The organism is Labrys wisconsinensis, assembly GCF_030814995.1.
In the GTDB taxonomy this organism is placed as follows: Bacteria; Pseudomonadota; Alphaproteobacteria; order Rhizobiales; family Labraceae; genus Labrys; species Labrys wisconsinensis.
Map to the genome: position 1 here is coordinate 781,361 of NZ_JAUSVX010000001.1, position 25,346 is coordinate 806,706.

25 protein-coding genes, 1 tRNA gene and 1 riboswitch are annotated in these 25,346 nt (G+C 69.4%); of the genes, 13 read left to right on the top strand and 13 right to left on the bottom strand.

What is annotated here, in order from left to right:
• The first annotated feature begins 52 nt into the window (after nucleotides 1–52).
• The 3 genes from QO011_RS03535 to QO011_RS03545 all read left to right on the top strand — a co-directional run bounded on the left by QO011_RS03535 (nucleotide 53) and on the right by QO011_RS03545 (nucleotide 1,895).
• Nucleotides 53–286: a helix-turn-helix domain-containing protein gene (locus QO011_RS03535; RefSeq protein ID WP_307267750.1), complete on the top strand. Its 234-nt coding sequence runs from the start codon at nucleotides 53–55 to the stop codon at nucleotides 284–286.
• A 605-nt stretch (nucleotides 287–891) separates the two neighbouring features.
• Entirely contained in the window at nucleotides 892–1,653 is a 762-nt protein-coding gene (locus QO011_RS03540) for a hypothetical protein (protein WP_307267753.1), read from the top strand.
• Nucleotides 1,654–1,688: 35 nt separating this feature from the next.
• Nucleotides 1,689–1,895, top strand: a complete 207-nt coding sequence (locus QO011_RS03545; RefSeq protein ID WP_307267756.1) for a hypothetical protein — start codon at nucleotides 1,689–1,691, stop codon at nucleotides 1,893–1,895.
• A gap of 208 nt (nucleotides 1,896–2,103) precedes the next feature.
• Here QO011_RS03545 and QO011_RS03550 read toward each other — a convergent pair.
• A protein-coding gene (locus QO011_RS03550; RefSeq protein WP_370881892.1) for an IS5 family transposase occupies nucleotides 2,104–2,876 on the bottom strand; the annotation gives its coding sequence in 2 pieces (ribosomal slippage) (nucleotides 2,104–2,523 and nucleotides 2,526–2,876; 771 coding nt in all).
• A 216-nt stretch (nucleotides 2,877–3,092) separates the two neighbouring features.
• Between QO011_RS03550 and QO011_RS03555 the strand changes: the two genes are divergently transcribed.
• The 7 genes from QO011_RS03555 to thiD all read left to right on the top strand — a co-directional run bounded on the left by QO011_RS03555 (nucleotide 3,093) and on the right by thiD (nucleotide 8,937).
• Complete coding sequence (locus QO011_RS03555) at nucleotides 3,093–3,422, top strand: hypothetical protein (protein WP_307267762.1); 330 nt, start codon at nucleotides 3,093–3,095, stop codon at nucleotides 3,420–3,422.
• 109 nt (nucleotides 3,423–3,531) lie between these two features.
• Nucleotides 3,532–3,633: riboswitch (TPP riboswitch) on the top strand.
• A gap of 70 nt (nucleotides 3,634–3,703) precedes the next feature.
• Nucleotides 3,704–5,557: a phosphomethylpyrimidine synthase ThiC gene (thiC, locus tag QO011_RS03560; RefSeq protein WP_307267764.1), complete on the top strand. Its 1,854-nt coding sequence runs from the start codon at nucleotides 3,704–3,706 to the stop codon at nucleotides 5,555–5,557.
• Between the two features lie 5 nt (nucleotides 5,558–5,562).
• On the top strand, nucleotides 5,563–6,561 hold the full coding sequence (gene thiO / locus QO011_RS03565) for a glycine oxidase ThiO (RefSeq protein WP_307267767.1): 999 nt from the start codon (nucleotides 5,563–5,565) through the stop codon (nucleotides 6,559–6,561).
• A complete protein-coding gene (gene thiS, locus QO011_RS03570; protein WP_307267769.1) occupies nucleotides 6,530–6,727 on the top strand; it encodes a sulfur carrier protein ThiS in 198 nt (65 codons plus the stop codon). The genes thiO and thiS overlap by 32 nt, the downstream gene beginning before the upstream one ends.
• 1 nt (nucleotide 6,728) lies before the next feature.
• Nucleotides 6,729–7,511, top strand: coding sequence for a thiazole synthase (locus tag QO011_RS03575; RefSeq protein ID WP_307267772.1), 783 nt, complete (start codon nucleotides 6,729–6,731; stop codon nucleotides 7,509–7,511).
• The gene (locus QO011_RS03580; RefSeq protein WP_307267775.1) at nucleotides 7,508–8,116 is read left to right on the top strand and encodes a thiamine phosphate synthase; all 609 of its coding nucleotides are present in this window, start codon (nucleotides 7,508–7,510) and stop codon (nucleotides 8,114–8,116) included. Before QO011_RS03575 ends, QO011_RS03580 begins: the two co-directional genes overlap by 4 nt.
• Nucleotides 8,113–8,937: a bifunctional hydroxymethylpyrimidine kinase/phosphomethylpyrimidine kinase gene (gene thiD, locus QO011_RS03585; RefSeq protein ID WP_307267777.1), complete on the top strand. Its 825-nt coding sequence runs from the start codon at nucleotides 8,113–8,115 to the stop codon at nucleotides 8,935–8,937. Before QO011_RS03580 ends, thiD begins: the two co-directional genes overlap by 4 nt.
• Nucleotides 8,938–8,942: 5 nt before the next feature.
• On the opposite strand, the gene QO011_RS03590 is transcribed toward thiD, so the two are convergent.
• The 12 genes from QO011_RS03590 to atzF form a co-directional block, all read right to left on the bottom strand.
• Nucleotides 8,943–9,017, bottom strand: a tRNA-Cys gene (locus QO011_RS03590).
• A gap of 125 nt (nucleotides 9,018–9,142) precedes the next feature.
• Nucleotides 9,143–10,246 carry a heparin lyase I family protein gene (locus QO011_RS03595; RefSeq protein WP_307267780.1) on the bottom strand — a complete coding sequence of 368 codons (1,104 nt, stop codon included), beginning with the start codon at nucleotides 10,244–10,246 and terminating at the stop codon, nucleotides 9,143–9,145.
• A 51-nt stretch (nucleotides 10,247–10,297) separates the two neighbouring features.
• Complete coding sequence (locus QO011_RS03600; protein WP_307267783.1) at nucleotides 10,298–11,692, bottom strand: AtzE family amidohydrolase; 1,395 nt, start codon at nucleotides 11,690–11,692, stop codon at nucleotides 10,298–10,300.
• Nucleotides 11,689–11,892: a DUF4089 domain-containing protein gene (locus QO011_RS03605; protein ID WP_307267786.1), complete on the bottom strand. Its 204-nt coding sequence runs from the start codon at nucleotides 11,890–11,892 to the stop codon at nucleotides 11,689–11,691. The genes QO011_RS03600 and QO011_RS03605 overlap by 4 nt, the downstream gene beginning before the upstream one ends.
• Nucleotides 11,889–12,569 (bottom strand): cysteine hydrolase family protein, encoded by a 681-nt coding sequence (locus QO011_RS03610; protein ID WP_307267789.1) that lies wholly within the window; start codon nucleotides 12,567–12,569, stop codon nucleotides 11,889–11,891. Before QO011_RS03610 ends, QO011_RS03605 begins: the two co-directional genes overlap by 4 nt.
• 1 nt (nucleotide 12,570) lies before the next feature.
• Nucleotides 12,571–14,106, bottom strand: a complete 1,536-nt coding sequence (locus tag QO011_RS03615; protein WP_307267792.1) for an ABC transporter ATP-binding protein — start codon at nucleotides 14,104–14,106, stop codon at nucleotides 12,571–12,573.
• A 304-nt stretch (nucleotides 14,107–14,410) separates the two neighbouring features.
• Nucleotides 14,411–15,133: a biuret amidohydrolase gene (biuH, locus tag QO011_RS03620; protein ID WP_307267795.1), complete on the bottom strand. Its 723-nt coding sequence runs from the start codon at nucleotides 15,131–15,133 to the stop codon at nucleotides 14,411–14,413.
• Nucleotides 15,134–15,142: 9 nt separating this feature from the next.
• On the bottom strand, nucleotides 15,143–16,060 hold the full coding sequence (locus tag QO011_RS03625; protein ID WP_307267798.1) for an ABC transporter permease: 918 nt from the start codon (nucleotides 16,058–16,060) through the stop codon (nucleotides 15,143–15,145).
• Nucleotides 16,061–16,064: 4 nt separating this feature from the next.
• Nucleotides 16,065–17,168 carry an ABC transporter permease gene (locus tag QO011_RS03630; RefSeq protein ID WP_370881893.1) on the bottom strand — a complete coding sequence of 368 codons (1,104 nt, stop codon included), beginning with the start codon at nucleotides 17,166–17,168 and terminating at the stop codon, nucleotides 16,065–16,067.
• A 79-nt stretch (nucleotides 17,169–17,247) separates the two neighbouring features.
• Nucleotides 17,248–18,354, bottom strand: a complete 1,107-nt coding sequence (locus QO011_RS03635) for a BMP family ABC transporter substrate-binding protein (protein ID WP_307267801.1) — start codon at nucleotides 18,352–18,354, stop codon at nucleotides 17,248–17,250.
• 303 nt (nucleotides 18,355–18,657) lie between these two features.
• Nucleotides 18,658–19,317 (bottom strand): GntR family transcriptional regulator, encoded by a 660-nt coding sequence (locus tag QO011_RS03640; protein ID WP_307267803.1) that lies wholly within the window; start codon nucleotides 19,315–19,317, stop codon nucleotides 18,658–18,660.
• On the bottom strand, nucleotides 19,317–21,128 hold the full coding sequence (gene atzF, locus QO011_RS03645; RefSeq protein ID WP_307267805.1) for an allophanate hydrolase: 1,812 nt from the start codon (nucleotides 21,126–21,128) through the stop codon (nucleotides 19,317–19,319). Before atzF ends, QO011_RS03640 begins: the two co-directional genes overlap by 1 nt.
• A 198-nt stretch (nucleotides 21,129–21,326) precedes the next feature.
• Here atzF and QO011_RS03650 point away from each other — a divergent pair, with 198 nt between their 5' ends.
• From QO011_RS03650 to QO011_RS03660, 3 genes are all read left to right on the top strand, one after another.
• Nucleotides 21,327–22,715, top strand: coding sequence for an aspartate aminotransferase family protein (locus QO011_RS03650; RefSeq protein WP_307267808.1), 1,389 nt, complete (start codon nucleotides 21,327–21,329; stop codon nucleotides 22,713–22,715).
• Nucleotides 22,716–22,823: 108 nt separating this feature from the next.
• The gene (locus QO011_RS03655; RefSeq protein WP_307267810.1) at nucleotides 22,824–23,975 is read left to right on the top strand and encodes a Fic family protein; all 1,152 of its coding nucleotides are present in this window, start codon (nucleotides 22,824–22,826) and stop codon (nucleotides 23,973–23,975) included.
• Nucleotides 23,972–25,342 (top strand): aspartate aminotransferase family protein, encoded by a 1,371-nt coding sequence (locus QO011_RS03660; protein ID WP_307267815.1) that lies wholly within the window; start codon nucleotides 23,972–23,974, stop codon nucleotides 25,340–25,342. The genes QO011_RS03655 and QO011_RS03660 overlap by 4 nt, the downstream gene beginning before the upstream one ends.
• Nucleotides 25,343–25,346 lie beyond the last annotated feature (4 nt).

Here is a 25,346-nt window from a genome sequence, read left to right on the forward strand (position 1 = left end):
AACACTTTTCGTTGACGTTGACGAATTTCATCGCGCGGCGTATCAGAGGCGAATGACGCCTGAGCAATGCCGAGCCGCGCGAGGATTTCTGGATTGGTCGCAATCCGATCTTGCCAGCGCCGCGCACGTATCCCTTTCCACGGTGAGGGACTACGAGAAAGGGCGGCGCGTTCCGATCGCGAATAATCTAGCGGCAATGGAAGCTGCGCTTCGGGCGAAGGGAATTGCCCTCTCGTCGGACGATAAGACACAGACGGTCGCCTTCGCCGGTGAGGGCGTTGTCTAGACGGAGTCACGGATTTTTGGTATCAACGGCAAATCACCGGGGCGGCCTAAACCGCCCCGGATGATCGAGCCGAGGTTAGACCGCCAGAGCCTCAGCCCTGGCTACTCTAATGTGAAGGCTTGCCACACGGGATACTCCTGACACGGCGCGGCCGCGGTTTTGGGGTTGATCGGAAAGCTACCGGGTGTGTCTGCCAGGACGTGACCCGATAGCGGTGGATAGGTGGAGACGGGGGGAGTCGAACCCCAGGGGGAGAGCCTGCAACTGCTTCCCTGGCACCGGCCTTACCGTCCCCACGATTTCAAAGAACGAACTGCCGATTCAGGGCCACTCTCCACCTTCCTAGGGGCTATGAGAGTGGCCCTTCCCTATTCTTCCTCGCCCCGACGCCGGTCGGCGAAGCGCCGGGGCTTGCAACCCTTGTGATCATATGACCTCCGACTCGGCCTCCATCGGCCGAGTGGATTCGTATCCGCGAATCTGTCGGCGCGCAAGGTCCTCTAATGCGGGTTTCCGCTGGAATTGGATAACTCGTTTGAGGGGCGCTCCCGAACGTGTTATATGTGTCTCCGATAAATCCGTGCTGCAGGATCGGAGATAGCCACGTGGACGGAAACGAGGAAGCAACGATCGACATCAACGTGTCCAAGGAACGCCAAACCCGCCAGCGCTCGACGATCGGGTTCCCCTACATGGACTTGAAGGCGGCCATCGAGATCGCGGACGCAATCCATTCTCACGTGGGGACCGGTGACTGCACCGACGATCAGTTGGCTGCATGGACCGATCAAAGCGCAAAAAGCAGCATGTTCCGCGCGCAGTACTATGCCGCGCGAATGTTCGGTCTGATTTCCGGTGACGGCGGACATCATCGGCTAACCGATGCGGGGCGAGCAATTGTCGATCCGGATCAAGCGCGAGAAGCCAAGGCTAATGCCTTTATGGCGGTGCCGCTCTATCAACGTGTTTACGACAAATATAAGGGAGGCGTTTTGCCACCAGTTGCCGCGCTGGAGCGTGACATGGTCGGCATCGGCGTTTCAGAAAAGCAAAAAGACAAGGCCCGTCAGGTCTTTGAGCGCTCGGCAGAGCAGGCTGGCTTTTTCGAGAATGGAAAAACCAAACTGGTTATGCCGGGCGTAATCGCTGGAAAGGAACTGCTGCGAGACCCCTCTCCAGCGGCGCCAAAAAACGGCAATGGCGGAAACGGTGGGGGCGGCGGCAATTCGGTTGATCCCATTATCCAAGGCTTGCTGGCGCGTTTGCCGCCGACCGGCGCGATCTGGCCTGAAGATGAACGTACCCTCTGGCTCGACCTGCTCAAAGGCAGCTTCAAACTCATTTACAAGGACAGGTCCCCGCAGTGACCGTGGGGCGTGGGGCTTGACCGGAGAACGACGCCATGAGCGAAGAGCGGCGCACCATCGAGATCCACATCTTCATGACCGAAGACGGGCACATCGTTGTCGATGAGGATGCGGAAGTGGCGGCCGAGCAGGCCGAAGAGCACTTCCCGGACGACGACCTGCGCCATGTTGCGCTCACGATCGAATTGCAGCCTCCGAGCGGGTCGCCAGAGCCGGTTTTCGCTAAGGTTCGGATCGACTGAGCCCTACCGTCATCAGCCGGCTGCGCGCCGGGCGAGCTTCGATTTCGGCCTTGGTGAGCTTGCTACATAATGCCGGGTCGACGGCAAGTCTCCCCGTCGTGAAACACCAGGGATCGTCACATCTGGGCATCGTGACGAGGGCACCGGATCGACAGAAATGCTGCTTTCAGCATTGCAGCCCAGACGAGACACTCCCTAGGCTCCAGACTCAATCGGCCCACCAGATGACGACTGCAGCCAGGGCGATAGCGGAAGCAAAGTTTCGTGCGAGCTTGTCATAGCGCGTGGCGATGCGCCGGAAATCCTTGAGCCGACAGAACATGCGCTCGATCAGATTGCGTTCTTTGTAGGTCTCGAGGTCGATCGACCATTTGTGCTTTCGCGTGGGATTGGTCGGAATGACGCTGGCCGTGCCGCGGAAGGCCAACTCCTGCCGCAGCTTCAGGGCATCGTAGGCCATGTCGGCAATCAGGCCGCCCTTGGACGGCAAGTGCGCTGTCAGATCGTAGGCGGCGGTGACGTCGGCAACGTTGCCTGGGGTCAGCAGGAAGCGGAACAGTCGGCCTTTGCTGTCGGTGATGGCATGGATTTTGGTCGTGCGACCGCCGCGTGAGCGGCCGATCGCCTGCGCTTTCGCCCCCCTTTTCCACCGGCTGCCGACCGTTGCACCTTGATGGAGCTGCTGTCGATCGAGCGCGTGTCCTCGGGCACGGCCTTGACGAGGGCGTCGAAAATCTTCTGCCAGAGGCCGCGGATGCTCCAACGATTGAAGCGGTTGTAGACCGTCGTATGAGGGCCATACACAGCAGGACAGTCCTGCCAGCGACAGCCGCAGCGCAGCACGTGGAGGATTCCGCTGATGATCCGACGATCGTCCTTGCGCCGGGCACCGGCGTAGTTCGTCGGAAGCAGCGGCTCAATCGAGGCCCAGGCCCGATCATTCAACCAGTACTCACCTGCCGTGCCATGCTCTCCCGTCAAGCCACATCGACTGACTTGAATCAGAAAAGCTCAGCGATTCCCACAAAGTGATTGGGTTCGGAGCCTAGAGATCTCAAGCTTGATACTCCATGACAACCATCTGATTAGATAGAAGGCGAGCATTGCACTTGGCTCGCCGCTATGGGCACCTCTAAGGATGTCTTCGAAAACCGCATATACAATATATATATTGGCCAGCGACTTGAGAGCGACGCCATGAACGAGAGCATCTATGTGAGTCCTGACGGCCGCCTGCGTCTCAGCGTCCTTCGCGAAGACGACGGCGATACGATCATCGGTTTCGAGGGGTTTCCCTGGCACACGCATGGCGACCTCCTGCTGGGCGCATACGGCGATAGCGAGGCTGCAGCCATAGAGAGCTTCGTGGATGAACTGACGAGTGATCGATTGGCGATCGCCATCATATCGAGCAACGGCAAGATCACCGACATTCAGGTGACGGACGATCCTGAATTGGAAAGTCAGAATCTTGCGGAAGGCGAAACGGTGGAAATTCGGCATTGGAGTGCCGGGCTCTCCGCGTGAAGCCAGATGGGAACGATCGCCCATGGTCGATCCGTCCCCCGGAACCATGGCTCGAATGTTGCCGGCAAACTCCACATTGACAACGCCGCCCGCGAGTCCGATGCTCCGCCCGTATTCCGAGGGGTGCCCCGCGAGGGGCTGAGATGGCGAGAGCCGAACCCTTGAACCTGATCCGGGTCATGCCGGCGGAGGGACGGGAATCGGGGCGCTCAGCCTGTCGGGCAAGTGCCCATCCCCAACATCGTCACACCCGGATCTCCTTGGCCTTGAGGAGGAGATCCATGAACACGCATACGCGCCTGCCGAAGAAATCGCTGAAATCCACGCCGGACACCGTCACGACCGGCCCGATCGCCGGCTCGCGCAAGGTCTACGCCGCCCCGGCCTCGCATCCCGCCATGCGGGTGCCGCTCCGCGAGATCGCGCTGTCGGACCCCGGCGAGAGCCCGGTCCGCGTCTACGATTCCTCCGGGCCCTACACCGACGGCGATGCCTCGATCGACCTCAGGCAGGGCCTGCCCCTGGTCCGGCAGGCCTGGATCGCCGCCCGCGGCTTCGCGGAGGTGGCCGGCCGCGCCGTGCGGCCGGAGGACAACGGCCATGTCGGGGCCGACCATCTCGTCGCCCCCTGCCCGGCCCGCCGCACCCTGCAGGCCGGCCAGCCCGGCCAGCGCGTCACCCAGTACGAGTTCGCCCGCGCCGGGCTGATCACCGAGGAGATGGTCTACGTCGCCCATCGCGAGAATCTCGGGCGCGAGGCCGCGCTGGCCGGAGCGCGGGAGCGGCAGGCCGACGGCGAGAGCTTCGGCGCCGCGATCCCGGACTTCGTCACGCCCGAGTTCGTCCGCGACGAGATCGCCCGCGGCCGGGCGATCATCCCGGCCAACATCAACCATCCCGAGCTGGAGCCGGTGGCGATCGGCCGGAATTTCCTGGTCAAGGTCAACGCCAATATCGGCAATTCGGCCCTGTCCTCCGGTGTGGCCGAAGAGGTGGAGAAGCTGGTCTGGGCCATCCGCTGGGGTGCCGACACGGTGATGGACCTCTCCACCGGGCGCAACATCCACAACATCCGCTCCTGGATCCTGCGCAATTCGCCGGTGCCGATCGGCACGGTGCCGATCTACCAGGCGCTGGAGAAGGTCGGCGGCGATCCCGTCAAGCTCGACTGGGACGTCTTCAAGGACACGCTGATCGAGCAGGCCGAGCAGGGCGTCGACTATTTCACCATCCATGCCGGCGTGCGGCTCGCCCATGTGCCGCTGACCGCCAGCCGCGTCACCGGCATCGTCTCGCGCGGCGGCTCGATCATGGCGCGCTGGTGCCTCGCCCATCACAGGGAGAGCTTCCTCTACGAGCGCTTCGCCGACATCTGCGACATCATGCGCCGCTACGACGTCTCCTTCTCGCTCGGCGACGGGCTGCGCCCCGGCTCGATCGCCGACGCCAACGACGCGGCCCAGTTCGCCGAGCTGGAGACGCTGGGCGAGCTCACCCGCATCGCCTGGGACAAGGGCTGCCAGGTGATGATCGAGGGCCCGGGCCACGTGCCCATGCACAAGATCAAGCACAACATGGACAAGCAGCTCGCCACCTGCGGCGAGGCGCCGTTCTACACGCTCGGCCCGCTGACGACGGATATCGCGCCGGGCTACGACCACATCACCTCGGGGATCGGCGCGGCGATGATCGGCTGGTTCGGCACGGCCATGCTCTGCTACGTCACGCCCAAGGAGCATCTCGGCCTGCCCGATCGCGACGACGTCAAGACCGGCGTCATCACCTACAAGATCGCCGCCCATGCCGCCGACCTCGCCAAGGGTCATCCCGCGGCGAAGCTGCGCGACGACGCGCTGTCGCGCGCCCGCTTCGACTTCCGCTGGGAAGACCAGTTCAACCTGTCGCTCGATCCCGACACGGCCCGCGCCTTCCACGACGCGACCCTGCCCAAGGACGTGCACAAGGTGGCGCATTTCTGCTCGATGTGCGGGCCCAAGTTCTGCTCGATGCAGATCACCCAGGAGCTGCGCAAGGAAGCGAAGGCGCTGGAAGCGGAGGCTCTGGCCGGCATGGCCGAGAAGGCGCGCGAGTTCCGGGAGGGCGGCGGCGCGCTCTACGTCCCCGCCGCGGAGTGAGGCCGGTGCGTGTCGCCGTCGTCGGCGCCGGCGTCGCAGGCCTGGTCGCGGCCGTGGAGCTGGCCGAGCGGGGCCTCGCCGTCGAGGTGCTGGAGCGCGCGCCCCATCTCGGCGCGGGCGCCTGCTCCTGGTTCGCCGGCGGCATGCTGGCGCCCTGGTGCGAGCGCGAGAGCGCCGAGGAGGCGGTGGTGACGCTCGGGCGGGAAGCCCTCGCCTGGTGGCCGCGGCACTTCGCGGGCACCGTCCGGCGCGGCACGCTGGTGGTGGCGCCGGCCCGGGACGCGGCCGAGCTCCAGCGTTTCGCCCGCCGCACCGGGCACCACGAGACGCTGGACGAGGCCGGCATCGCCGCGCTCGAGCCCGACCTCGCCGGCCGCTTCCGCAGCGGGCTGCTCTTCGCCGACGAGGCGCATCTCGACCCGCGTGCCGCCCTCGCCGCGCTGGCGGAGCGGCTGGCCGGCCTCGGCGTGCCGGTCCGCTTCGGCGTCGACGCGCGGCAGACCCCGCCGGCCGCCGACGCCGTGCTGGACTGCCGGGGCCTGGCGGGGCGCGACGCCCTGCCGGAGCTGCGCGGCGTGCGCGGCGAGATGGTGCTGGTGCGCAGCCGCGACATCGCCCTGTCGCGGCCGGTGCGGCTGCTGCATCCGCGCCTGCCGCTCTATGTCGTGCCGCGGGCGGACGGCCTGTTCATGATCGGCGCCACCATGATCGAGAGCGACCATCGCGGGCCGGCCACCGTGCGCTCGGTCATGGAGCTGCTCGGCGCCGCCTATGCCCTGCACCCCGCCTTCGGCGAGGCGGAGATCGTCGAGATCGGCGCCGATGTCCGCCCCGCCTTCCCCGACAACCTGCCGCGCCTCGTCCGGCGCGGCCGCACCACCCACCTCAACGGCCTGTTCCGCCACGGCTTCCTCCTGTCGCCCGCCCTGGCGCGGCAGGCTGCGGACGCCCTCGCCGGCCTCGGAAACGACCATGACCATCATCGTCAACGGGCAGGCGCGTGAGCTTGCCGCCGCCACGCTCGACGCCCTGCTCGAGGCCCTCGATCTCGGCGGGGCCGTGGTGGCGACGGCCGTGAACGGGCGCTTCGTGCGCGCGGCCGAACGCCCGCAGACCCGCCTCGCCGAGGGCGACGCGGTCGAGATCCTCGCGCCGATGCAGGGAGGCTGAGATGACCGACGATCTTGAGCTCTACGGCATCACGCTCGCCTCGCGCCTGATGCTGGGCACGGCGCAATACCCCTCGCCCGCCATCCTCGCCGACGCCGTGCGGGCCGCCGAGGCCGGCATCGTCACGGTGTCGCTGCGCCGGGAGAACGCCGCGGCGCGCACGGGCCAGGACTTCTGGGGCCTGGTGCGCGGCCTCGGGGCGCGCATCCTGCCCAACACCGCCGGCTGCCACTCGGTCAAGGAGGCGGTGACCACGGCGCATATGGCACGCGAGGTGTTCGGCACGCCCTGGATCAAGCTGGAGGTGATCGGCGAGGCCGACACGCTGCAACCCGACGTCTTCGGCCTGGTCGAGGCCGCGGGCATTCTCGCCGCCGACGGCTTCGAGGTGTTCCCCTACACCACCGAGGACCTGGTCGTGGCCGAGCGGCTGATGGAGGCGGGCTGCCGGGTGCTGATGCCCTGGGGCGCGCCGATCGGCAGCGGCCGCGGCCTCAACAATCTCTATGGCCTGAGAAGCCTGCGCGCTCATTTCCCCGACGTGCCGCTGGTGATCGACGCCGGCATCGGCCTGCCCTCGCACGCCGCGGCGGCGATGGAGCTCGGCTACGATGCCGTGCTGCTCAACACGGCCGTGGCCAAGGCCGGCGATCCCGCTGCCATGGCGCGGGCCTTCGCCCGGGCGATCGAGGCCGGCCGGGCCGCCTTCCTGGCCGGGCCGATGCCGCAGCGCGACATGGCGGCCCCCTCCACCCCCGTGATCGGAAAGGCTCTCTTGGGATGAGCATCGCCCGGTTCTACCCCATCGTCGACAGCGCCGCCTGGGTCGCGCGCCTGGCCCCGGCCGGCGCCAGGCTGATCCAGCTGCGCATCAAGGATCGCGACGAGGCCGCCATCCTCGCCGAGGTGCGCGCGGCCCTGGCCGCCGCGGCGGCGGCCGGCGCGCAGCTCGTGGTCAACGACCATTGGCGCGCCGCCATCGAGGCCGGCGCGGATTTCGTGCATCTCGGCCAGGAGGACCTCGACGGCGCCGACGTTGCGGCGATCCGCGCCCGCGGCATCCGGCTCGGCGTCTCGACCCACGACCATGCCGAGCTCGACCGGGCGCTTGGGACAGATCCGGACTATGTCGCGCTTGGCCCGATCTATCCGACCACGCTGAAGGTCATGCGCTTCGGCCCGCAGGGGCTGGAGCGCATCGGCGAATGGCGCCGCCTCGTCGGCCGGCGGCCGCTCGTCGCCATCGGCGGCATCACCCTCGAGCGCGGGCCGCTGTGCCTCGCGGCCGGCGCCGACTGCGTCTCGGTGGTCAGCGACGTCACCGGCCATGCCGACCCCGAGGCACGCACCCGGGCCTGGGTCGCGACCGTCGAGCAGGCCGGGCCGTGAGCCGCTCGACGACGCCGATCGCCCTCACCATCGCCGGCTCGGATTCCGGCGGCGGCGCCGGCATCCAGGCCGACCTCAAGACCTTCGCGGCGCTCGGCGTCTACGGCGCCAGCGTTATCACCGCCATCACGGCGCAGAACACGCTCGGCGTCCGCGGCGTCCACGACGTCCCCGCCGGCATGGTCGCCGCCCAGATCGCCGCCGTGCTCGACGACCTTGCCGTCGGCGCCGTCAAGGTCGGCATGGTGTCGCGGCCGGCGACGGTGCGGATCATCGCGGCGGCGCTGGCCCGCTGCCCGGCGCCGGTCGTGCTCGACCCCGTGATGATCGCCACCTCGGGCGATCGCCTGATCTCGGATGCGGCGGTGGCGGCGCTGCGCGCCCATCTCCTGCCGCTCGCCGCCTGCCTGACGCCCAACCTCGCCGAGGCCGCGACCCTGCTCGGCGCGGATATGGCGGCGGACGAAGCGGCGATGGCCGACCAGGGCCGGCGCCTGCTCGCCCTCGGCCCCAAGGCGGTGCTGATGAAGGGCGGCCATGCCGACCGGCCGGAGGCCGTCGACATCCTGGTCACGGCCACCGGCATCGACCGCTTCGCCGCGGCGCGGATCGACAGCCCGAACCTGCACGGCACCGGCTGCACCCTGTCCTCGGCCATCGCCGCCGGGCTGGCGCGGGGCCTGGCGCTGGTGGAAGCCGTCGGCGAGGCCAAGGCCTATCTCACCCGCGCCATCGCCGCCGGCCGGACGATGCGGGTCGGCCGCGGCCATGGGCCGGTGGACCATTTCGCCGGGCGGGAGCCGATCGGGCAGGGAGCGTGAAGGGCTGGAGGTGCAGACCGGAATCGAACCGGTTCGTGGCGGTTTTGCAGACCGCAGCGTTCCCACTTCGCCACTGCACCCCGGTCGTGGACCGTATCGGCGGTTTCGCCGGCGTTCGTCAATCGGTTCGTGCTGACAATCCGCAGCCTGGAGTCGGGAGAGGGCGTGCGCGGCGTTTCCACAGCACTCTTCGCGAACGGACCTCTCACGGCCGTGGGCACAGCGGCCCCAGCCCCTCGCGCGTCGGCGCCTCGGCGAACTCGTCGAACTGGAAGCGGAAGGCGCCCGGGATCCGGGCCCGGTAGAGGCCGAACTTGAAATAGGGCCCGACCAGCTCCGGCGGCCGCTCGGCCGTCAGCCGAGCGCCGATATTGCCGCGCACCGACACGATCTTCTGCCCGTTCGCCCAGATGTCGATCTCGCCCTGCCGCTTCGGCCCGACCTCGTTGTCGAGCCGGCCGGGCCTGATGCGGTAGACCATGTCGACCCAGCCCTTGCGCGGATCCGGCAGCCGGCGGTCGGCCTCCGGCGTGACCTCGATCTCGGCCTTGCCGAGATATCTCTCCGGCTCGGCCACGAAGGAGAGGTCGCCGAACAGCGGCACCAGGGCGCTGTTCTGCAGGCCGAGCGTGTCCGACAGCCGCTTCGTGTCCGGAGCCTGGGGCGCCCCGCCCTGCAGCGAATCCAGGAGCTGCCCCGAGAAGAACCTGGCCGAAAGGTCCGGCTGGTCGCGCCTCAGCCGATGCAGCGCCTGCAGCGACTGGACCGCCGCGACCGTCCGCGGATCGTGCGAATCGAGCCCGGACAGCGCCTGCTGGGCCAGCAGCATCCGATCGGGATCGCCCTCGGCCTGGGCGACGACGCGGCGGGCCTCGCCGTCCTGCACGGTGATGTGGAACACGCCGTTGTCGAAGCGCTGCGCCAGGAACGGGCTGTTGTCGCCCGGCGCCTTCCACTGGCCGATGACCGTACGGGCGCTGCCGGTCGAGGGGACCTCGGCCTCGATGCGGAAGCTGAAGGCGTACCAGACCTCGTCGCCGAAGATCGGCCAGGCCGCCCTGTCGAGCCTGAGCTCGGCACGCTGGCAATCGTCCGCGCAGTCGAGGCCGCCATCGCCGTCGCGGACCGTCACCTCGACGGCGGCAGCGCCGCAGCGGCCGGGTTTGACGAAGTCGATCTGGCCCGGCAGCACCTGCGCCGTCGACCATTTCCGCGGATCGAGCACGGCGGCGTCGAAATCATCCCGCAGCGTCTGCGCGGACGCCGCGCCGCAGGCCAGCGTCAGAACGACCCAGAGCAGCCGGCGCATCGCGATCCCCGAATCTCATCGAGGTACTTTAGTCGCCGGCGATTCCGCCCGTCAAAGCCGCGCCACCGGCGCCGCCGCGATACCCATCGCTTCGAGCGCGCCCGCCACGCGCAGCACGAGGTCCTCGCGCCAGGCAGGGCCGATCACCTGCACGCCGATCGGCAGGCGCTCGCCCGCCGTCCAGACCGGCACCGCGGCGACCGGCAGGCCGATGAACGAGATCGGCTGGGTGTAGAGGCCGAGATTGGCGCGCACCGGCAGCATCTCGCCGCCGACGCTCATCACCGCCTGGCCGAGCTTCGGCGCGCGGCAGGGCGTGGCCGGGGCGAGCACGATGTCGACCGTCTCGAACAGCTCGGCCACCGCGCCCTGGAACCAGCGGCGGAACTTGTGCGCCTGGGCGACGAAGCTCGCCGGGATCATGGCACCGGCGATGAGGCGGTCACGCACCGCCGGATCGAAGTCGCCGGGCCGGCGGCGCAGGCGCTCCAGATGCAGCGCGGCGCCCTCGGTGGTGGTGATCAGGAAGGCCGCGGCCCGGGCCCGATGCGCCTCGGGAAGCTCGACGACCCGGTCGGCGCCCAGGGCCGCGGCACAGCGCGCCACCGCCGCGAAGGCCTCCGGCTCGCCGTGCTCGGCGAAATAGCCGCCGGCGATGGCGATGGTAAGGCCCTCGGCGCCCTCGGCCAGGCGCGGCAGGACCGGCTCGGCCGGCCGGCCTGCGCAATGGGGGTCGTCCGGATCCGGACCCTGCATGACGTCATAGGCGAGCGCCAGGTCGGCGACGGAGCGGGCCAGCGGCCCGAGATGGTCGAGGCTGGCGACGAAGGGGAAGCTGCGGGCCCGGCTGAGGCGGCCGAAGGTCGGCTTCAAGCCGAACAGGCCGCAGAGCGAGGCGGGCACGCGGATCGAGCCGTTGGTGTCCGAGCCCAGCGACAGCGGCACGAAGCCGGCGGCGACCGCGCTGCCCGATCCGCCCGACGAGCCGCCCGACATGTGGCCGAGGTCGTGCGGGTTGCAGGACGGCCCGTCATGGAGGTTCTCGCCGGTGAAGTCATAGGCGTATTCGCCCATGTTGAGGCCGCCGAGGCAGACGGCGCCCGCCGCCTCCAGCCGCTCGACCAGGGCCGCGTCGCGGGCCGCGGGCGGGTCGTCGCGGTTGATCCTGGAGCCGGCGAGGGTGGGGATGCCCTGAAGATCGAACAGGTTCTTCACCGCGAAGGGCACGCCGGCGAGCGGGCCGAGCGGCTTGCCGGCCATCCGTGCCGCGTCGACCGCCGAGGCCCTGGCCAGCGCGCGCTCGGCGAGGACATCGGTGAAGGCGCCGACATCCTCGTCATGGGCGGCGATGCGGTCGAGCGCGGCCCCGACCGCATCGACGGCGCGGAGCGAGCCGGCGGCGACCGCGGCCGCGATCTCGGAGGCCGTCATGTCCGTGGCGCTCATGCCGTGAACACCGCTGCCGGCTCGGCATGGTCGCCGAGCGGAAAGGCCATGACCAGCGCCGCGAACTGCGCCGTCAGCGCCAGGTTGAGGATGACGCCGCGCCGATATTCGTCGGTGATCGTGAGGCCCAGCAGCGGCCCCATGGCGTCGATCACCGCCTCCGGATCGAACTGCGCGAAGAGGTCCTCGTCGCGGCTCATGCGCAGGCCTCCGTCAGGGTCGCCAGCGGCGTCGCCCAGCCGACGATGCCGCCCTGCGCCGTGATCATCTCGATCGCCGCGGCCTTGAACTGCGGGAAATAGCTCTCGGTCGCGTCCTCGATCAGCAGGCATTCGAAGCCGCGGTCGTTCGCCTCGCGCATCGAGGTCTGGACGCACACCTCGGTGGTGACGCCGGCGAAGACGAGATGGCTGACGCCGAGGCCGGCAAGGATGTCGTGGACCGCCGTGTTCCAGAACATGCCCTTGCCCGGCTTGTCGAGCACGATCTCGCCCGGCAGCGGCATGCAGGCCTCGACGATGGCGTTGCCCGGCTCGCCCTGCACCAGGATGCGGCCCATCGGCCCCTCGTCGCCGATGCGCAGGGCCGCGTTGCCGCGCAGCCGCTTGGCCGGCGGGCAATCCGACAGGTCCGGCCGGTGGCTCTCGCGGGTGTGGATCACCGGCCAGCCCCGCCCCCGGGCGAAGGCGAGGAGGCGGGCCACCGCCGGGACGATCGCCGTGAGGCGGGTCACGTCGTTGCCGAGCGCATCGCCGAAGCCGCCGGGCTCGATGAAGTCGCGCTGCATGTCGATGACGACCAGCGCGGTCCGGTCCGGCACGAGCGCATAGGGGTAGGGCCGGGCCGGCACGGCGACCGCAATGTCCGAGTGCTGCATCTCAATGCCCCGCCATGTGCCGGCCGATGGTGGTGCGGTCGGTCTCGCCGACCGCCGCGACATAGGCGATCCGCCCCTCCGACATGACGGCCACCCGGTCGGCCAATTCCAGGATCTCGTCGAGGTCCTCGGAGACCAGCAGCACGGCCGCGCCGCGGTTGCGCTGGTCCATGATCTGGCCGCGGATCTCGGCCACCGACGCGAAGTCGAGGCCGAAGCAGGGATTGGCAACGATCAGCACGTCGACATCGCCGGAGAGCTCGCGCGCCAGCACGGCGCGCTGCACGTTGCCGCCCGAGAGCGTCTCGATCGGGCTGTCGGGCGAGACGGTCTTGACCTTGTAGCGCTCGATCAGCTCGACCGCCTTCGCCCGCATCGGCGCCGGCGAGAACCACCAGCCGAACGAGGCCATCGGCGGCTTGTCGAAGGCGCGGAACGCCATGTTCTCGGCCACCGACATGCGCGGCACCGTGGCATTCTTGAGCGGCTCCTCCGGCAGGCCGAACACCTTGAAGCGGTCGAAGTCGCGGCGCACCGGCTCGAACGGCTTGTCGTGGATGAAGACGCGGCCGTCCTTCATCGGCCGCTGGCCGGCCAGCACCTCGACCAGCGCCGACTGGCCGTTGCCCGAGACGCCGGCAATGCCGACAATCTCGCCGGCATGCACCTTGAGGCTGACGCCGTTGACCGCCGGCAGGCCCTTGTCGTCGTCGGCGAAGATGCCGGCGAGCTCCAGCACGGTGGGCTCGCCGGGATGGGCGACGCGCGCGGCGCTCTCGCGGATCTTGGTGTCGCCGATCATCATCTTCGCCATCAGGTCCGGATTGAGGTCGGCAACCATGCCGCCGCCGGTGCGGGCGCCGCGCCGGAGCACCGTCACCGCATCGGCATAGGTCATCACCTCCCGGAACTTGTGGCTGATCATCAGGACGGTGATCTCGCCGCGCGAGGCCATGCCCCTGAGCAGGCCGAGCATCTCGTCCGCCTCGCCGGGCGTCAGCACCGAGGTCGGCTCGTCGAGGATCAGGAAGCGCTGGTCGAGATACAGCAGCTTGACGATCTCCAGCTTCTGCTTCTCGCCGGCCGAGAGCGTGGAGACCGGCCGGTCCAGCGGCACCTGGAACGGCATGCCCGCCATGAAGCGGGCGAGGCTCGCCTTTTCCCGTCTCCAGTCGATGACGGCAGGCGCGTCGGCCCGACTGATCACCAGGTTCTCCGCCCCGGTCAGCGAGGGCACCAGCGTGAAATGCTGGTAGACCATGCCGATGCCCAGCGCCTGGGCCTCCTTGGGGTTGCGGACCGTCACCGGCCGGCCGTCGACGATCAGCGAGCCCTTGTCGGGCTGGTAGAAGCCCATGATGCACTTGACCAGGGTCGATTTGCCGGCTCCGTTCTCGCCGAGCAGCACATGGAACTGGCCGGCCGGCACCTCGATCGAGACGTCGTCGAGGGCGGTGAACGACCCGAACACCTTGGTCATCCCGACCGTGGCGAGCGACAGCGCCCGCCGGGGCGCGGCGGCTTCGAGCGCGCTCATGGCAGGGCTCCTTGCGAACGGACGCGACCGCTGGCGTCAGGCATGACCGGGCAGGGAGCGGCGGCGATTATACGGCTGCAAACCGCCCGCGACATCTCCGCCGTCATGGGCGGACTTGATCCGCCCATCCACGCGATCACGGGTGATGCATGAAAGGGCATCGGCAGTCGTCGCGGCATACTGTGCCTGACGTTGCGTTCGCGTGGATGGCCGGGACAAGCCCGGCCATGACGGTTGCGGGTGGGGTTGGCGGTGCGGCAGGAGCTGACGCCGACCACCCCTCGCGCGAAGGCGACTGCCGCACTCATGCCAGGCCCCCGATGAAATCGGCCGCCGTCGCCACCGCGCCGAACACGCCGCCCTGCATCTTGATCATGTCGAGGGCCGCCAGGTGGTTCTCCAGCCTGGTGGCGGCGCAGCAGTCGGCGAGCAGCAGGCACTCGTAGCCGAGGTCGTTGGCGTCGCGCATGGTGGTGTGGACGCACACGTCGGTGGTGACGCCGGTGAGCACGATGTTGCGGATGCCGCGCATGCGCAGCACCATGTCGAGGTCGGTCGCGACGAACGAGCCCTTGCCGGGCTTGTCGATGATCACCTCGCCGGCCACGGGCTGCAGCTCCGGGATGATCTCCCAGCCCGGCTCGCCCCGCACCAGGATGCGCCCGCAGGGCCCCTGGTCGCCGATGCCGGCGCCGATCCGCTGCGAGCGCCAGCGCTTGTTTGCCGGCAAATCGCTGAGGTCCGGGCGATGTCCCTCGCGCGTATGGATGATGCTGAAGCCGCCGGCGCGGCAGGCGTCGAGCACGCGGCGGATCGGCTCGATCGGCGCGCGGGTGAGCGCGATGTCGTAGCCCATGACATCGACATAGCCGCCGGGCGCGCAGAAATCGACCTGCATGTCGATGACGATCAGGGCGGTGTTGCCGGGCCTGAGGTCGCCGTCGAACGGCCAGGGATAGGGATCGGCGGCGATCGTGCGGCCGCCCGGCACCAGGGCCTGCGCGATCCGCTCGTCGAGTGTGTCCATCCCGCCCTCCTATTTGGTGATCGAGAGTTCGCCCGGCGCCGCGCGCAGCGCCTGGCTGGAATTGGACGAGCCGATCATGATCAGCAGCGTCAGGATGTAGGGCGCGGCGTTGAAGAGGTAGTAGCCCTGGGTGATGCCGACCGATTGCAGCGAGGGCCCGAGCGCCCCGGCGGCGCCGAACAGCATGGCGGCGAGGAAGCAGCGCACCGGATCCCAGCGCGCGAAGATCACCAGCGCCACCGCCATCAGCCCCTGGCCGGAGGACAGGCCCTCGTTCCAGGAGCCGGGATAGGAGAGCGACAGGAAGGAGCCGCCGATGCCGGCGAGGAAGCCGCCCGCCGCCGTCGCCAGGAAGCGCACCTGGTCGACCGAAACGCCCATCGCCCGCGCCGCGGCGGCGCTGTCGCCGGTCATGCGGACGACCAGCCCCCAGCGGGTGTTGCGGAACGCCCACCACAGCCCGACAGCGGCGGCGAGCCCGACGAAGAACAGCGGGTTGACCTGGAGCGCTTCCCGGAGCTGCGGATTGCCGGTCCAGCCGCCGAGCGGGATGGAGGGCAGGTGCGGCGCCTGCGGCTGGATATAGGCCTTGCCGAAGAAGAAGGCGAAGCCGGTGCCGAACAGCATCATGGCGATGCCGATGGCGATGTCGTTGACCTTCGGCAGCTTGCAGAGATAGCCGTGCATGGCGCCGAGCACCGTGCCGGCCAGCCCCGCCGCCAGCACGCCGAGCCAGGGCGAGCCGCTCTCGTAGCAGGCGGCGTAGCCGACCATGGCGCCGAGCACCAGCGTGCCCTCCAGGCCGAGATTGATGCGGCCGGATTTCTCGGTGAGGCATTCGCCGAGCGCGACGAACACGAAAGGCGTCGAGACGCGGATGGCGCCGCCGATCATGGCGATGAGGACGGTGACGAGGGCGTCGTTCATGGCCTCACCCCTGCCGGAAGATCTTGAAGCGGCCGTAGAGCGTCTCGGACGCCAGCAGCACCACGAAGATGAAGCCCTGCAGCACCAGCACGGTGGCGTCCGGCATGCCCATGCGGCGCTGGATCAGGCCGCCCGCCGCCGAGAGCCCGCCGAACAGGATCGCCACCGGCACGATGGCGATCGGATTGTGGCGGGCGAGGAAGGCGACGAGGATGCCGGTGAAGCCATAGCCCGCCGCCAGCGAGGCATTGGCCCGGCCCTGGATCGCCGCCACCTCGAAATAGCCGGCAAGGCCGGCGCAGGCACCCGCGATCATGGCGCAGACCAGGATCAGCTTGCCCACCGGCAGGCCTTGGGCCAGCGCCGCCCGGACATTGCCGCCGGTGACGCGCGCGGCAAAGCCGAAGGTGGTGCGCGCCATCAGGATGTAGAGCACGATCGCCGCGACCACGCCGAAGGCCAGGCCCCAATGCACGCCGATCCCGGGCATCGGCCCGACCATGTAGCCCTGGCCGATCGGCAGGGTGGAGGCCTTGTTCGGCGAGCCGGGGTCGCGCATCGCCCCTTCGACGAAGAAGTTCATGATGGCGATGGCGATGTAGGAGAGCAGCAGCGAGGCGATCGTCTCGTTGACGCCGCGGGCATAGCGCAGGTAGCCCGCAAGCCCGACCCAGAGCCCGCCGACCACCATCGCAGTCAGCGCCATCAGCGGCATGACCAGGACGGCGGAGACCCCGCTGCCGACGAAGGGCACGGCGATGGCCGCCGCGGCAAAGCCCGACAGCACCAGCGCTCCCTCCCCGCCGATCATGGTCAGGCCGAGCCGGGCCGGAATGGCGACCGCCAGCGCCGTGAAGATCAGCGGCGAGGCACGCTGCAGCGTGTTGCGCCAGGAGAAGGCCGTGCCGTAGCCGCCGGTCCAGACCAGCTCGACGAAGGTCAGCGGCGATTTGCCCACCGCCAGCAGGAAGGCCGAGAACAGGAGCAGCGATGCGGCGAGGGCGATCAGGGGAATCGCGATATATTCGGCCCCGGCGCGCAGGCGCGGCAGCATGTCGGCCCGCAGCGGGAAGGCGAGGGAGGCGGGACGTCCGGCTAGGTCGGTCATGGCGCTGGCTCGCTCCGCCTCGGTCGAGGGCGGCGGAGACCCCTTCAACGGCAGCACGGATCGGGATCGGCCGGACGGCTCACGTCGTCGAGCCGATCACCCCGTCGATGAGGTAGGTCATGCCGTTCAGCACCGGCGCCATGTTGTCGTAGGCGGCGTCGGGCAGCACGACATTGCCCTTGTTGTCCTTGACCGGGCCCTTGAAGATCGGCGCCTTGGCCTTCAGCGCGGCGATGGCGTCGGTGGCGGCCTTGATGGTCTTCTCGTCGGCGCCGGCGCCGAAGGGCGTGTTCTGCACCATGTCGAGGTCGTAGCCGCCGAAGGTGATGTTCGGCAGGCTCTCGCCCTTGGCGAGCTTGGCGGCGAAGTCCTTGTAGATCGTCTCCCACTTGTACTCGGCGCCGGTGACGAAGCCCTTGGGGGCGAGCGGGGCCTGCGAGGCGTTATGGCCGCAGGTCTTGACGCCTCGCCCCTCCGCCGTCTGGATCACCACCTTGGGCCCGTCGACATGGCAGGTGATGAGGTCGCAGCCCGCATCGACCAGCGCGTTGGTGGCCTCGGCCTCGCGCACCGGCAGCGACCAGTCGCCGGTGAAGATCACCTGCACGGTGGCGGCCGGATTGACGCTGCGCGCCCCGACCAGGAAGGAGTTGATGTTGCGCAGCACCACGCCGATCGGCTTGGCGGCGACGAAGCCGAGCTTGCCGGACTTGGAGGCGGCGCCGGCCGCGACGCCGTCGATATAGTGCGCCTGGTCCAGGAAGGCGAAATAGGAGCCGGCGTTCTTCGGGTCCTTGTCCTTGTCCCACAGCGGCGCGGCGTGGCGGAAGGTGACGTCGGGATATTTGCGGGCGAGGTCGACGACGAAGGGCTGGTAATAGCCGAAGGAGGTCGCGAGGATCAGGCTGGCGCCGTCGAGGTTGATCATCGATTCCATCGACTTGGAGACGGCGTCCGTCTCCGCCACGTTCTCCTCCTCGACCACCTTGACCCCGGGCACGGCCTTCAGGGCCGCGATCGCCACCGCATGCGCCTGGTTCCAGCCGAAATCGTCGCGCGCGCCGACATAGACCACGCCGACCGTCAGGTCGGCGGCGGCCCGCGCCCCGAGCGGCAGAGCGCCGAGCGCCAGGCCCGCGGCCGTGCCCTGCAGGAAGCGCCGGCGGGATAAACCGTTGCTGATCATCGCGAAACTTCCCCCTGTCTGACCTTGCTCATGAACGAGGCAATATTGGCGCGGGCGCCGCGATCGGGCGAGGGTGGCGAGGCGCGTCGATCACGGAAACGCAAGCCGCGTGCCAGCTGCGGCCGCGATGACGCCCATCGTCGCCAATCACGAAACTTGAAGCACTATCAATGATTTGATTGGAGGACAGTCATCCGGCCGCGCGCGGCGTACGGCGTCAGAGGCTGGCCGAATTGTATGCAAGATAGCTTCATGCGCCTAATTTCTAGCCTCGATCGCGGCACCACCGCTGCGGCAGCGCGGCTAGGTCAGCTCGCGCTGGCCCATATGCGTGACCTCGTCGACGCGGTTGCGCACCACGGCGAGATGGGTGCGCATTTCGCGGGCGGCGCTCTCCGCGTCGCCGCGCAGGATCGCCGTGGTCACCCGTCCGTGCTCGCGATGCGACACGGCCAGGCGCCCGAGCGTCTCGAACTGGGCCCGCCGGAAGGGGGCCAGGCGCTGGCGCACCGACAAGGTGAGGTCCTGCAGGAAGCCGTTATGGGCGCCGCGATAGATCGCCTCGTGGAACTGGTTGTTGGCCTCGATATAGGCTTCGCGGTCGCCGGCCACGACCAGCCGGCCGCTGGCCTCCTGGATCGCCTCCAGCCCGCGGCGCTCCCCGGCCGTCATGGTCAGGGCCGACCAGCGCGCGCACAGCGCCTCCAGCTCCGCCATGACCGCGAACATGTCGTCGAGCTGCTCGTCGCCGACGCTGGCCACCACCGCGCTGCGGCGGGCTCGCGCCTCGACCAGGCCGATCGCCTCGAGATGGCGCAGCGCCTCGCGGATCGGCGTGCGCGAGACGCCGAAGGCCTCGGCGATCGACGTCTCGTCCAGGGGCGCTCCCGGCGGCAGGCGGCCATGCACGATGTCGTCGGCGATCGCCTGGTGGATGGCCTGCGCCTTGGTGAGCTTGCCCATCAGGCGGCCCGCGTCTCGACGAAGGCCCGCCAGCCGCCATGGGCCGAGATGTCCTCGGCCCCCGCGGTCGCCGCCGTCTCGCACAGGAAGCCCTTGGCGGCCGCCCCATCCTCCAGCAGCACCGTGCCGATGGCGAGCGGCGCGGGCACGGCCGCGACGAAGCGCCCGAAGCCCTCGGCCGGCAGGGCCCAGACCTCCACCGCGATGGCGTGGCCCTCCCCCGCCCCGCAGCGCACCAGGCCCGGCCGGCGCGGCGGCGCGCCGGCGAGGGCATAGAGGCGATAGGACGCCGCGGTGCGGGCCTGGCGCAGGAAGCGGCCGCCCGGCGCGGTCAGCTCATGGTTCAGCGCCATGCCGGAGAGGTGGGCGCCGACCACCACGATCTCGACCTCGCCGGGCAGCGCCGCCGCGGGCCGGTCCGGGAGCGGGGGCTGCGGCAGGCCGGTGGCGCCGAGCGGCGTGCCCGACGCCGCCTGCAGCCGCGCCCCGATCGAGGCGAGCAGCGCGTCCTTCCCGGCCGGCGCGATCAAGGTCACGCCGGCGGGGAAGCCGTCCTCGCGGAACCGGCCGGGAACGGCCAATGCACACAGATTGAGCAGGTTGACGAAATTTGTATACACGCCGAGCTGCGTGTTCGGGCCGATCGGATCGGCCTCCAGCTCGGCGAGGCGATAGGGCCGCGGCAGGGTCGGCACGACCAGCACGTCGATATCGCGCCAGAGCGCCTCGCTCGCCGCGGCCAGCTCGCGCAGGCGGTAGAGCCCGGCGAAGGCGTCGGCGGCCGAGAGCGCCGTGGCGCCGCCGATGATGTGCCGGGTGACGGGATGCAGCGCCTCGGGCGAAGCTTCGAAGAAGCCGCGGATCGCCTGGTAGCGCTCGGCCACCCAGGCGCCGCCATAGAGCAGGTTCGCCACCTCGAAGAGCGGCGTGAGGTCGACGGTGCGGACCCGCCCGCCGAACGCGGCGAGATCGCCCGCGACCAGCCCGTCGAAGGCGCGCTCGGACAAGCCGTCGCCGTCGAAGCGCCGGCCCGCCGCATCGGGCACGCCGATGCGCAGCCCCGGCGGCACGGCGCCGGGCGCGCCGGCCGGCGCCGGCTTCGACCAGGGATCGCGCGGATCGGCCCCGGCCATGACGGCATAGGCGACCCAGGCATCGGCGACCGTCAGCGCGAACACCGAGACGCAATCCAGCGACTTGCAGGCCGGCACCACGCCGTGCACCGGCACGGTGCCGAGGCTCGGCTTCAGCCCGACCAGGTTGTTGAGGCCGGCCGGCACCCGGCCCGAGCCGGCGGTGTCGGTGCCGAGCGCGAAGGAGACCAGGCCGCGCGCCACGGCGACCGCCGAGCCCGAGCTCGAGCCGCCCGGGATGATGCCGGCGTCGAACGGGTTGCGCGGCACGGGATAGGGCGTGCGCACGCCGACGAGGCCGGTGGCGAACTGGTCGAGATTGGTCTTGCCGATCGGGATGGCCCCGGCCTCGACCAGGCGCTGCACCGCCGCCGCGCTCTCGGCGGGCTGGTAGAGATAGGCCGGGCAGGCGGCCGTGGTCGGCAGGCCCGCCACGTCGATATTGTCCTTCACCGCAAAAGGGATGCCCCAGAGCGGCTTTGCCGCGGGGTCGAACGGGCCGAGCGCCGCGGCTGCCGCCAGCGCTGAACTCTTCTCCGCCAGGCTGATGAAGATGCCGGGATCGTCCGCCGCCGCGATGCGCGCGAACGCCGCCTCGACGACGCGGACCGGATCGAGGCCGGCGCGATAGGCGGCGTGCAGGCTGGCGATGTCGAAGGAAGCGGGGACCATGGGCATGCTCATCGGGGTGGCGCGGGCCGTCCGGGCGGACTTCCGCGGACTCGAACGATCGATCGGGCGCGGCGGATCCGCGCGCGAGCCCCGGATTCAGCCATGCCCGCGGCGGATGAAGCAAGCCTCGCGCCAGCCGTCGCTCTTGACTTCCGGATTTTGTGATCACAAAATTGGATCACATTTCCCCGAAAGCGCCGGATCATGACCTTGCATCAGACCAACCTGACGACCGCCGAGCTCCGCGCCATCGATGCCGCGCACCACCTGCACCCCTTCACCGACACCAAGGGCCTCAACGCCGAGGGCGCGCGCGTCATCGTCAAATCCAAGGGCGTGCACCTCTGGGATTCGGAGGGCAACACGATCATCGACGGCATGTCGGGGCTGTGGAACGTCAATGTCGGCTACGGCCGCGAGGAGATCATCGACGCCGTCGCCCGCCAGATGCGCGAGCTGCCCTATTACAACACCTTCTTCAAGACGACCCATCTGCCGGCGATCGAGCTCGCGCGCCTGCTCGCCGAGGTGACGCCGCCCGGCTTCAACCGGGTGTTCTTCACCGGCTCGGGCTCCGAATCCAACGACACCATCATCCGCATGGTCCGCCACTATTGGGCAGCGCTGGACAAGCCGGAGAAGAAGATCATCGTCGCGCGCCACAACGGCTATCACGGCTCGACCATGGGCGGGGCCTCGCTCGGCGGCATGAAGCCGATGCACGCCCAGGGCGGCCTGCCGATCCCCGGCATCGTCCATATCGCCCAGCCCTACTGGTACGGCGAGGGCGGCGACCAGAGCCCGGAGGCCTTCGGCCTGTGGGCGGCGCGTGAGCTCGAGCGCACCTTGGACGAGATCGGCGCCGACAAGGTCGCCGCCTTCATCGGCGAGCCGGTGCAGGGCGCCGGCGGTGTCGTCATCCCGCCCGCCACCTATTGGCCGGAGATCCAGCGCATCTGCCGCGAGCGCGACATCCTGCTGATCTCCGACGAGGTGATCTGCGGCTTCGGGCGCACCGGCGCGTGGTTCGGCTGCCAGCATTTCGGCTACGAGCCCGACATCATGGCCATGGCCAAGGGCATCTCGTCGGGCTACCTGCCGATCGGCGGCGTCATGGTGTCGGACAAGGTTGCCGAGGTCATCGCCAATGCCGGCGACTTCAACCACGGCTACACCTATTCCGGCCATCCCGCCGCCTGCGCCGCGGCGATCGCCAATATCCGCATCCTGCTCGACGAAAAGATCGTCGACCGGGTGCGGGACGACATCGGCCCGTACATGCAGAAGCAGTGGCTGGCGCTGGCGGACCACCCCATGGTCGGCGAGGCCCGCATGGTCGGCCTGGTCGGGGCGCTGGAGCTCACCCCCAACAAGGCGACGCGGGCCGCCTGGCCGGCCGAGATCGGCACGGTCGGCACCATCACCCGCGACATCTCCTTCCGCAACGGCCTGGTGATGCGCGCCACGCGCGACGTGATGATCATCGCCCCGCCGCTGGTGATCAGCCACGAGGAGGTCGACGACCTCGTGCGCATCACCCGCAAGACCCTGGACGAGGCCTGGGCCGAGGCGAAGCACCGCGGCTATGTCTGAGCCGCAAGAGCCAATGAGGGGAATGCGGAACCATTCCCCTCAAAAGGTGAGGCGAACTTGCAGGTTGCGGAGAATTATCCAATATTCACCTCATATCGTGAGGCGAATATGTATATCTGGCAGCAGGCGGGCTGGCCGGGCTTTCGATGGGACGATGCGGCTCTGCTGACGCCGCTGGCGACGGCGCGGCTGAAGCAGGGACACCTGCTCGGCCGCATGCGCGGTCTCGGTTTCAATCTCCAGCTCGAGGCGCAGCTACAGGCCCTGACGGAGGATGTCGTGAAGACGTCGGAAATCGAGGGCGAAATCCTCGATCACGACAGTGTCCGGTCATCGCTCGCCAGACGGCTGGGCATTCCCGCCGCGGCGGTAGCTCCGTCGGACCGTCGCACGGACAGCGTCGTCGACATGATGCTCGATGCCGTCGGTGGCTTTGACAGGCCGCTGACCGCCGAGCGCCTGTTCGGCTGGCAAGCCGCTCTCTTTCCCACCGGCTATTCCGGCCTGTCGAAGGTCAGGGTCGGGGACTGGCGCGACGATACGAACGGACCGATGCAGGTGGTCTCCGGTCCCATAGGCCGTGAGAAGGTCCACTATGAGGCGCCGCCAGCCCCGCGCATCCCGGCGGAGATGGACGCCTTCCTGGCCTGGTTTGCCGCGCCCCCTGCGACGGACGGGCTGCTGCGTGCGGCTCTCGCCCATCTGTGGTTCGTGACCATCCACCCCTTCGACGACGGCAACGGCCGCGTCGCCCGCGCCGTCGCCGACCAGGCACTGGCCCAGTCGGAAAGCTCGCCGCAGCGCTTCTACAGCATGTCGAGCCAGATCTGGCGCGAGCGCGCCGGTTACTATGCCATCCTCGAACACACCCAGAAAGGCGGCCTGGACGTGACGCCCTGGCTGGCCTGGTTCCTGGCCTGCTTCTCGCGCGCGATCGATGGCGCCGAGGCCGATGCGTCCGGGGTCTTGCGCAAAGCCGACTTCTGGCGTCACCACGGGCCGGTCTCCATGAACGATCGCCAGCGATCGATCCTGAACCGTTTCCTCGATGGCTTCGAAGGCAAGCTCACCGCTCGGAAATGGGCCATCCTCGGGAAGTGCTCGCCGGCATCGGCACAGCGCGACATCGTCGATCTCGTCGAAAAGGGCGTGCTTCTGCGCAATCCAGGCGGCAGCAAGAACACCAGCTACACCCTCGGCCGTCTCGCCGCGCCGAGTGCGGCGGCCGACGCTGCGAACCACCGGGACCATACGCCATGACCGATGCACCAGAGCGCCTCGCCGGCATCGACCTCGCCCGCGCGGACGCCCTCTACGCCGAGGAATACGCCCGCTACGCCGCCGCCCGGCCGCGCTCGCGTGCCCTGGCGGAGAGGCTGGCGGACGGCTTCCACGACGGCGTGCCGATGCACTGGATGCGGGACTGGCCGACGCCGTTCCCGATGGCGGTGGCCGAGGCCCGCGGCGCCGGCATCACCGACGTCGACGGCCACCGCCTCGCCGATTTCTGCCTGGGCGACACCGGCTCGATGTTCGGCCATTCGCCCGAGCCGGTCGCCCGCGCCATCGCCGCGCAGGCGAGCCGCGGGCTGACCACCATGCTGCCGACGCCGCAGGCCGCCGAGGTCGGCCGCCTGCTCCGCCAGCGCTTCGGCCTGCCGCACTGGCAGATCGCCACCACCGCCACCGACGCCAACCGCTTCGCGCTGCGCGTCGCCCGCGCCGTCACCGGGCGGGCGAAGATCCTGGTGTTCCACGGCTGCTATCACGGCTCGGTCGACGAGACCTTCGTGCGGCTGATCGACGGGCGGCCTGCGCACCGGCCGGGCATTCTCGGCCAGGTCGTCGACCTGACGCAGAACACCGCCGTCGTCGAGTTCAACGACGTGCCGGCCCTCGAACGGGCCCTGCGCCGGCAGGACATCGCGTGCGTCATCGCCGAGCCGGTCATGACCAACTCGGCCATGGTCCTGCCGCGGCCGGGCTTCCACCAGGCCCTGCGCCGGCTGACCCGCGAGACCGGCACGCTGCTCCTGATCGACGAGACCCACACCATCTCCACCGGACCCGGCGGCTATACCGGCCGGCACGGGCTCGAGCCGGACCTGTTCGTGCTCGGCAAGCCGATCGCCGGCGGCGTGCCGGCTTCGGTCTGGGGCTTCACCGATGACGTCGCCAGGCGCTTCGACGCGGCCCGGGCCGCCTCGCCGGGCCATTCCGGCATGGGCACGACGCTCTCGGCCAATGCCCTCGCCCTCGCCGCCATGCACGCGACGCTGACCGAGGTGATGACGGAGCGCGCCTATGCCCATATGGAGCGCCTGGCCGAAGCCCTCGATGCCGGCCTCGCCGCGGCGATCCGGCGCGCCGGCCTGCCCTGGCACGTGGCGCGGATCGGGGCGCGGGTGGAGATCGTCTTCGCCCCGCAGCCGCTGGTGAACGGCAGCGAGGCCGAGGCCACCCATATTGCGCCGCTGGAGCGGGCGCTGCACCTCGCCTTGCTGAACCGCGGCGTCCTGATCGCGCCCTTCCACAACATGATGCTGGTCTCGCCGGCGACGAGCGAGGCGGACGTGGACGCCCTGGTGCGGGCGTTCGGGGAGGTGACCGGAGCCCTGGTAGCCTAAGTCC

Bases quoted from the DNA above. Each gene is read 5' to 3' on its own strand.
- QO011_RS03535 (WP_307267750.1), top strand. From the start codon at position 53: ATGACGCCTGAGCAATGCCGAGCCGCGCGAGGATTTCTGGATTGGTCG.
- QO011_RS03545 (WP_307267756.1), top strand. From the start codon at position 1,689: ATGAGCGAAGAGCGGCGCACCATCGAGATCCACATCTTCATGACCGAA.
- QO011_RS03555 (WP_307267762.1), top strand. From the start codon at position 3,093: ATGAACGAGAGCATCTATGTGAGTCCTGACGGCCGCCTGCGTCTCAGC.
- thiC (WP_307267764.1), top strand. From the start codon at position 3,704: ATGAACACGCATACGCGCCTGCCGAAGAAATCGCTGAAATCCACGCCG.
- thiS (WP_307267769.1), top strand. From the start codon at position 6,530: ATGACCATCATCGTCAACGGGCAGGCGCGTGAGCTTGCCGCCGCCACG.
- QO011_RS03575 (WP_307267772.1), top strand. From the start codon at position 6,729: ATGACCGACGATCTTGAGCTCTACGGCATCACGCTCGCCTCGCGCCTG.
- QO011_RS03580 (WP_307267775.1), top strand. From the start codon at position 7,508: ATGAGCATCGCCCGGTTCTACCCCATCGTCGACAGCGCCGCCTGGGTC.
- QO011_RS03595 (WP_307267780.1), bottom strand. From the start codon at position 10,246: ATGCGCCGGCTGCTCTGGGTCGTTCTGACGCTGGCCTGCGGCGCGGCG.
- QO011_RS03600 (WP_307267783.1), bottom strand. From the start codon at position 11,692: ATGAGCGCCACGGACATGACGGCCTCCGAGATCGCGGCCGCGGTCGCC.
- QO011_RS03605 (WP_307267786.1), bottom strand. From the start codon at position 11,892: ATGAGCCGCGACGAGGACCTCTTCGCGCAGTTCGATCCGGAGGCGGTG.
- QO011_RS03610 (WP_307267789.1), bottom strand. From the start codon at position 12,569: ATGCAGCACTCGGACATTGCGGTCGCCGTGCCGGCCCGGCCCTACCCC.
- QO011_RS03615 (WP_307267792.1), bottom strand. From the start codon at position 14,106: ATGAGCGCGCTCGAAGCCGCCGCGCCCCGGCGGGCGCTGTCGCTCGCC.
- biuH (WP_307267795.1), bottom strand. From the start codon at position 15,133: ATGGACACACTCGACGAGCGGATCGCGCAGGCCCTGGTGCCGGGCGGC.
- QO011_RS03625 (WP_307267798.1), bottom strand. From the start codon at position 16,060: ATGAACGACGCCCTCGTCACCGTCCTCATCGCCATGATCGGCGGCGCC.
- QO011_RS03630 (WP_370881893.1), bottom strand. From the start codon at position 17,168: ATGACCGACCTAGCCGGACGTCCCGCCTCCCTCGCCTTCCCGCTGCGG.
- QO011_RS03635 (WP_307267801.1), bottom strand. From the start codon at position 18,354: ATGATCAGCAACGGTTTATCCCGCCGGCGCTTCCTGCAGGGCACGGCC.
- QO011_RS03640 (WP_307267803.1), bottom strand. From the start codon at position 19,317: ATGGGCAAGCTCACCAAGGCGCAGGCCATCCACCAGGCGATCGCCGAC.
- atzF (WP_307267805.1), bottom strand. From the start codon at position 21,128: ATGCCCATGGTCCCCGCTTCCTTCGACATCGCCAGCCTGCACGCCGCC.
- QO011_RS03650 (WP_307267808.1), top strand. From the start codon at position 21,327: ATGACCTTGCATCAGACCAACCTGACGACCGCCGAGCTCCGCGCCATC.
- QO011_RS03655 (WP_307267810.1), top strand. From the start codon at position 22,824: ATGTATATCTGGCAGCAGGCGGGCTGGCCGGGCTTTCGATGGGACGAT.
- QO011_RS03660 (WP_307267815.1), top strand. From the start codon at position 23,972: ATGACCGATGCACCAGAGCGCCTCGCCGGCATCGACCTCGCCCGCGCG.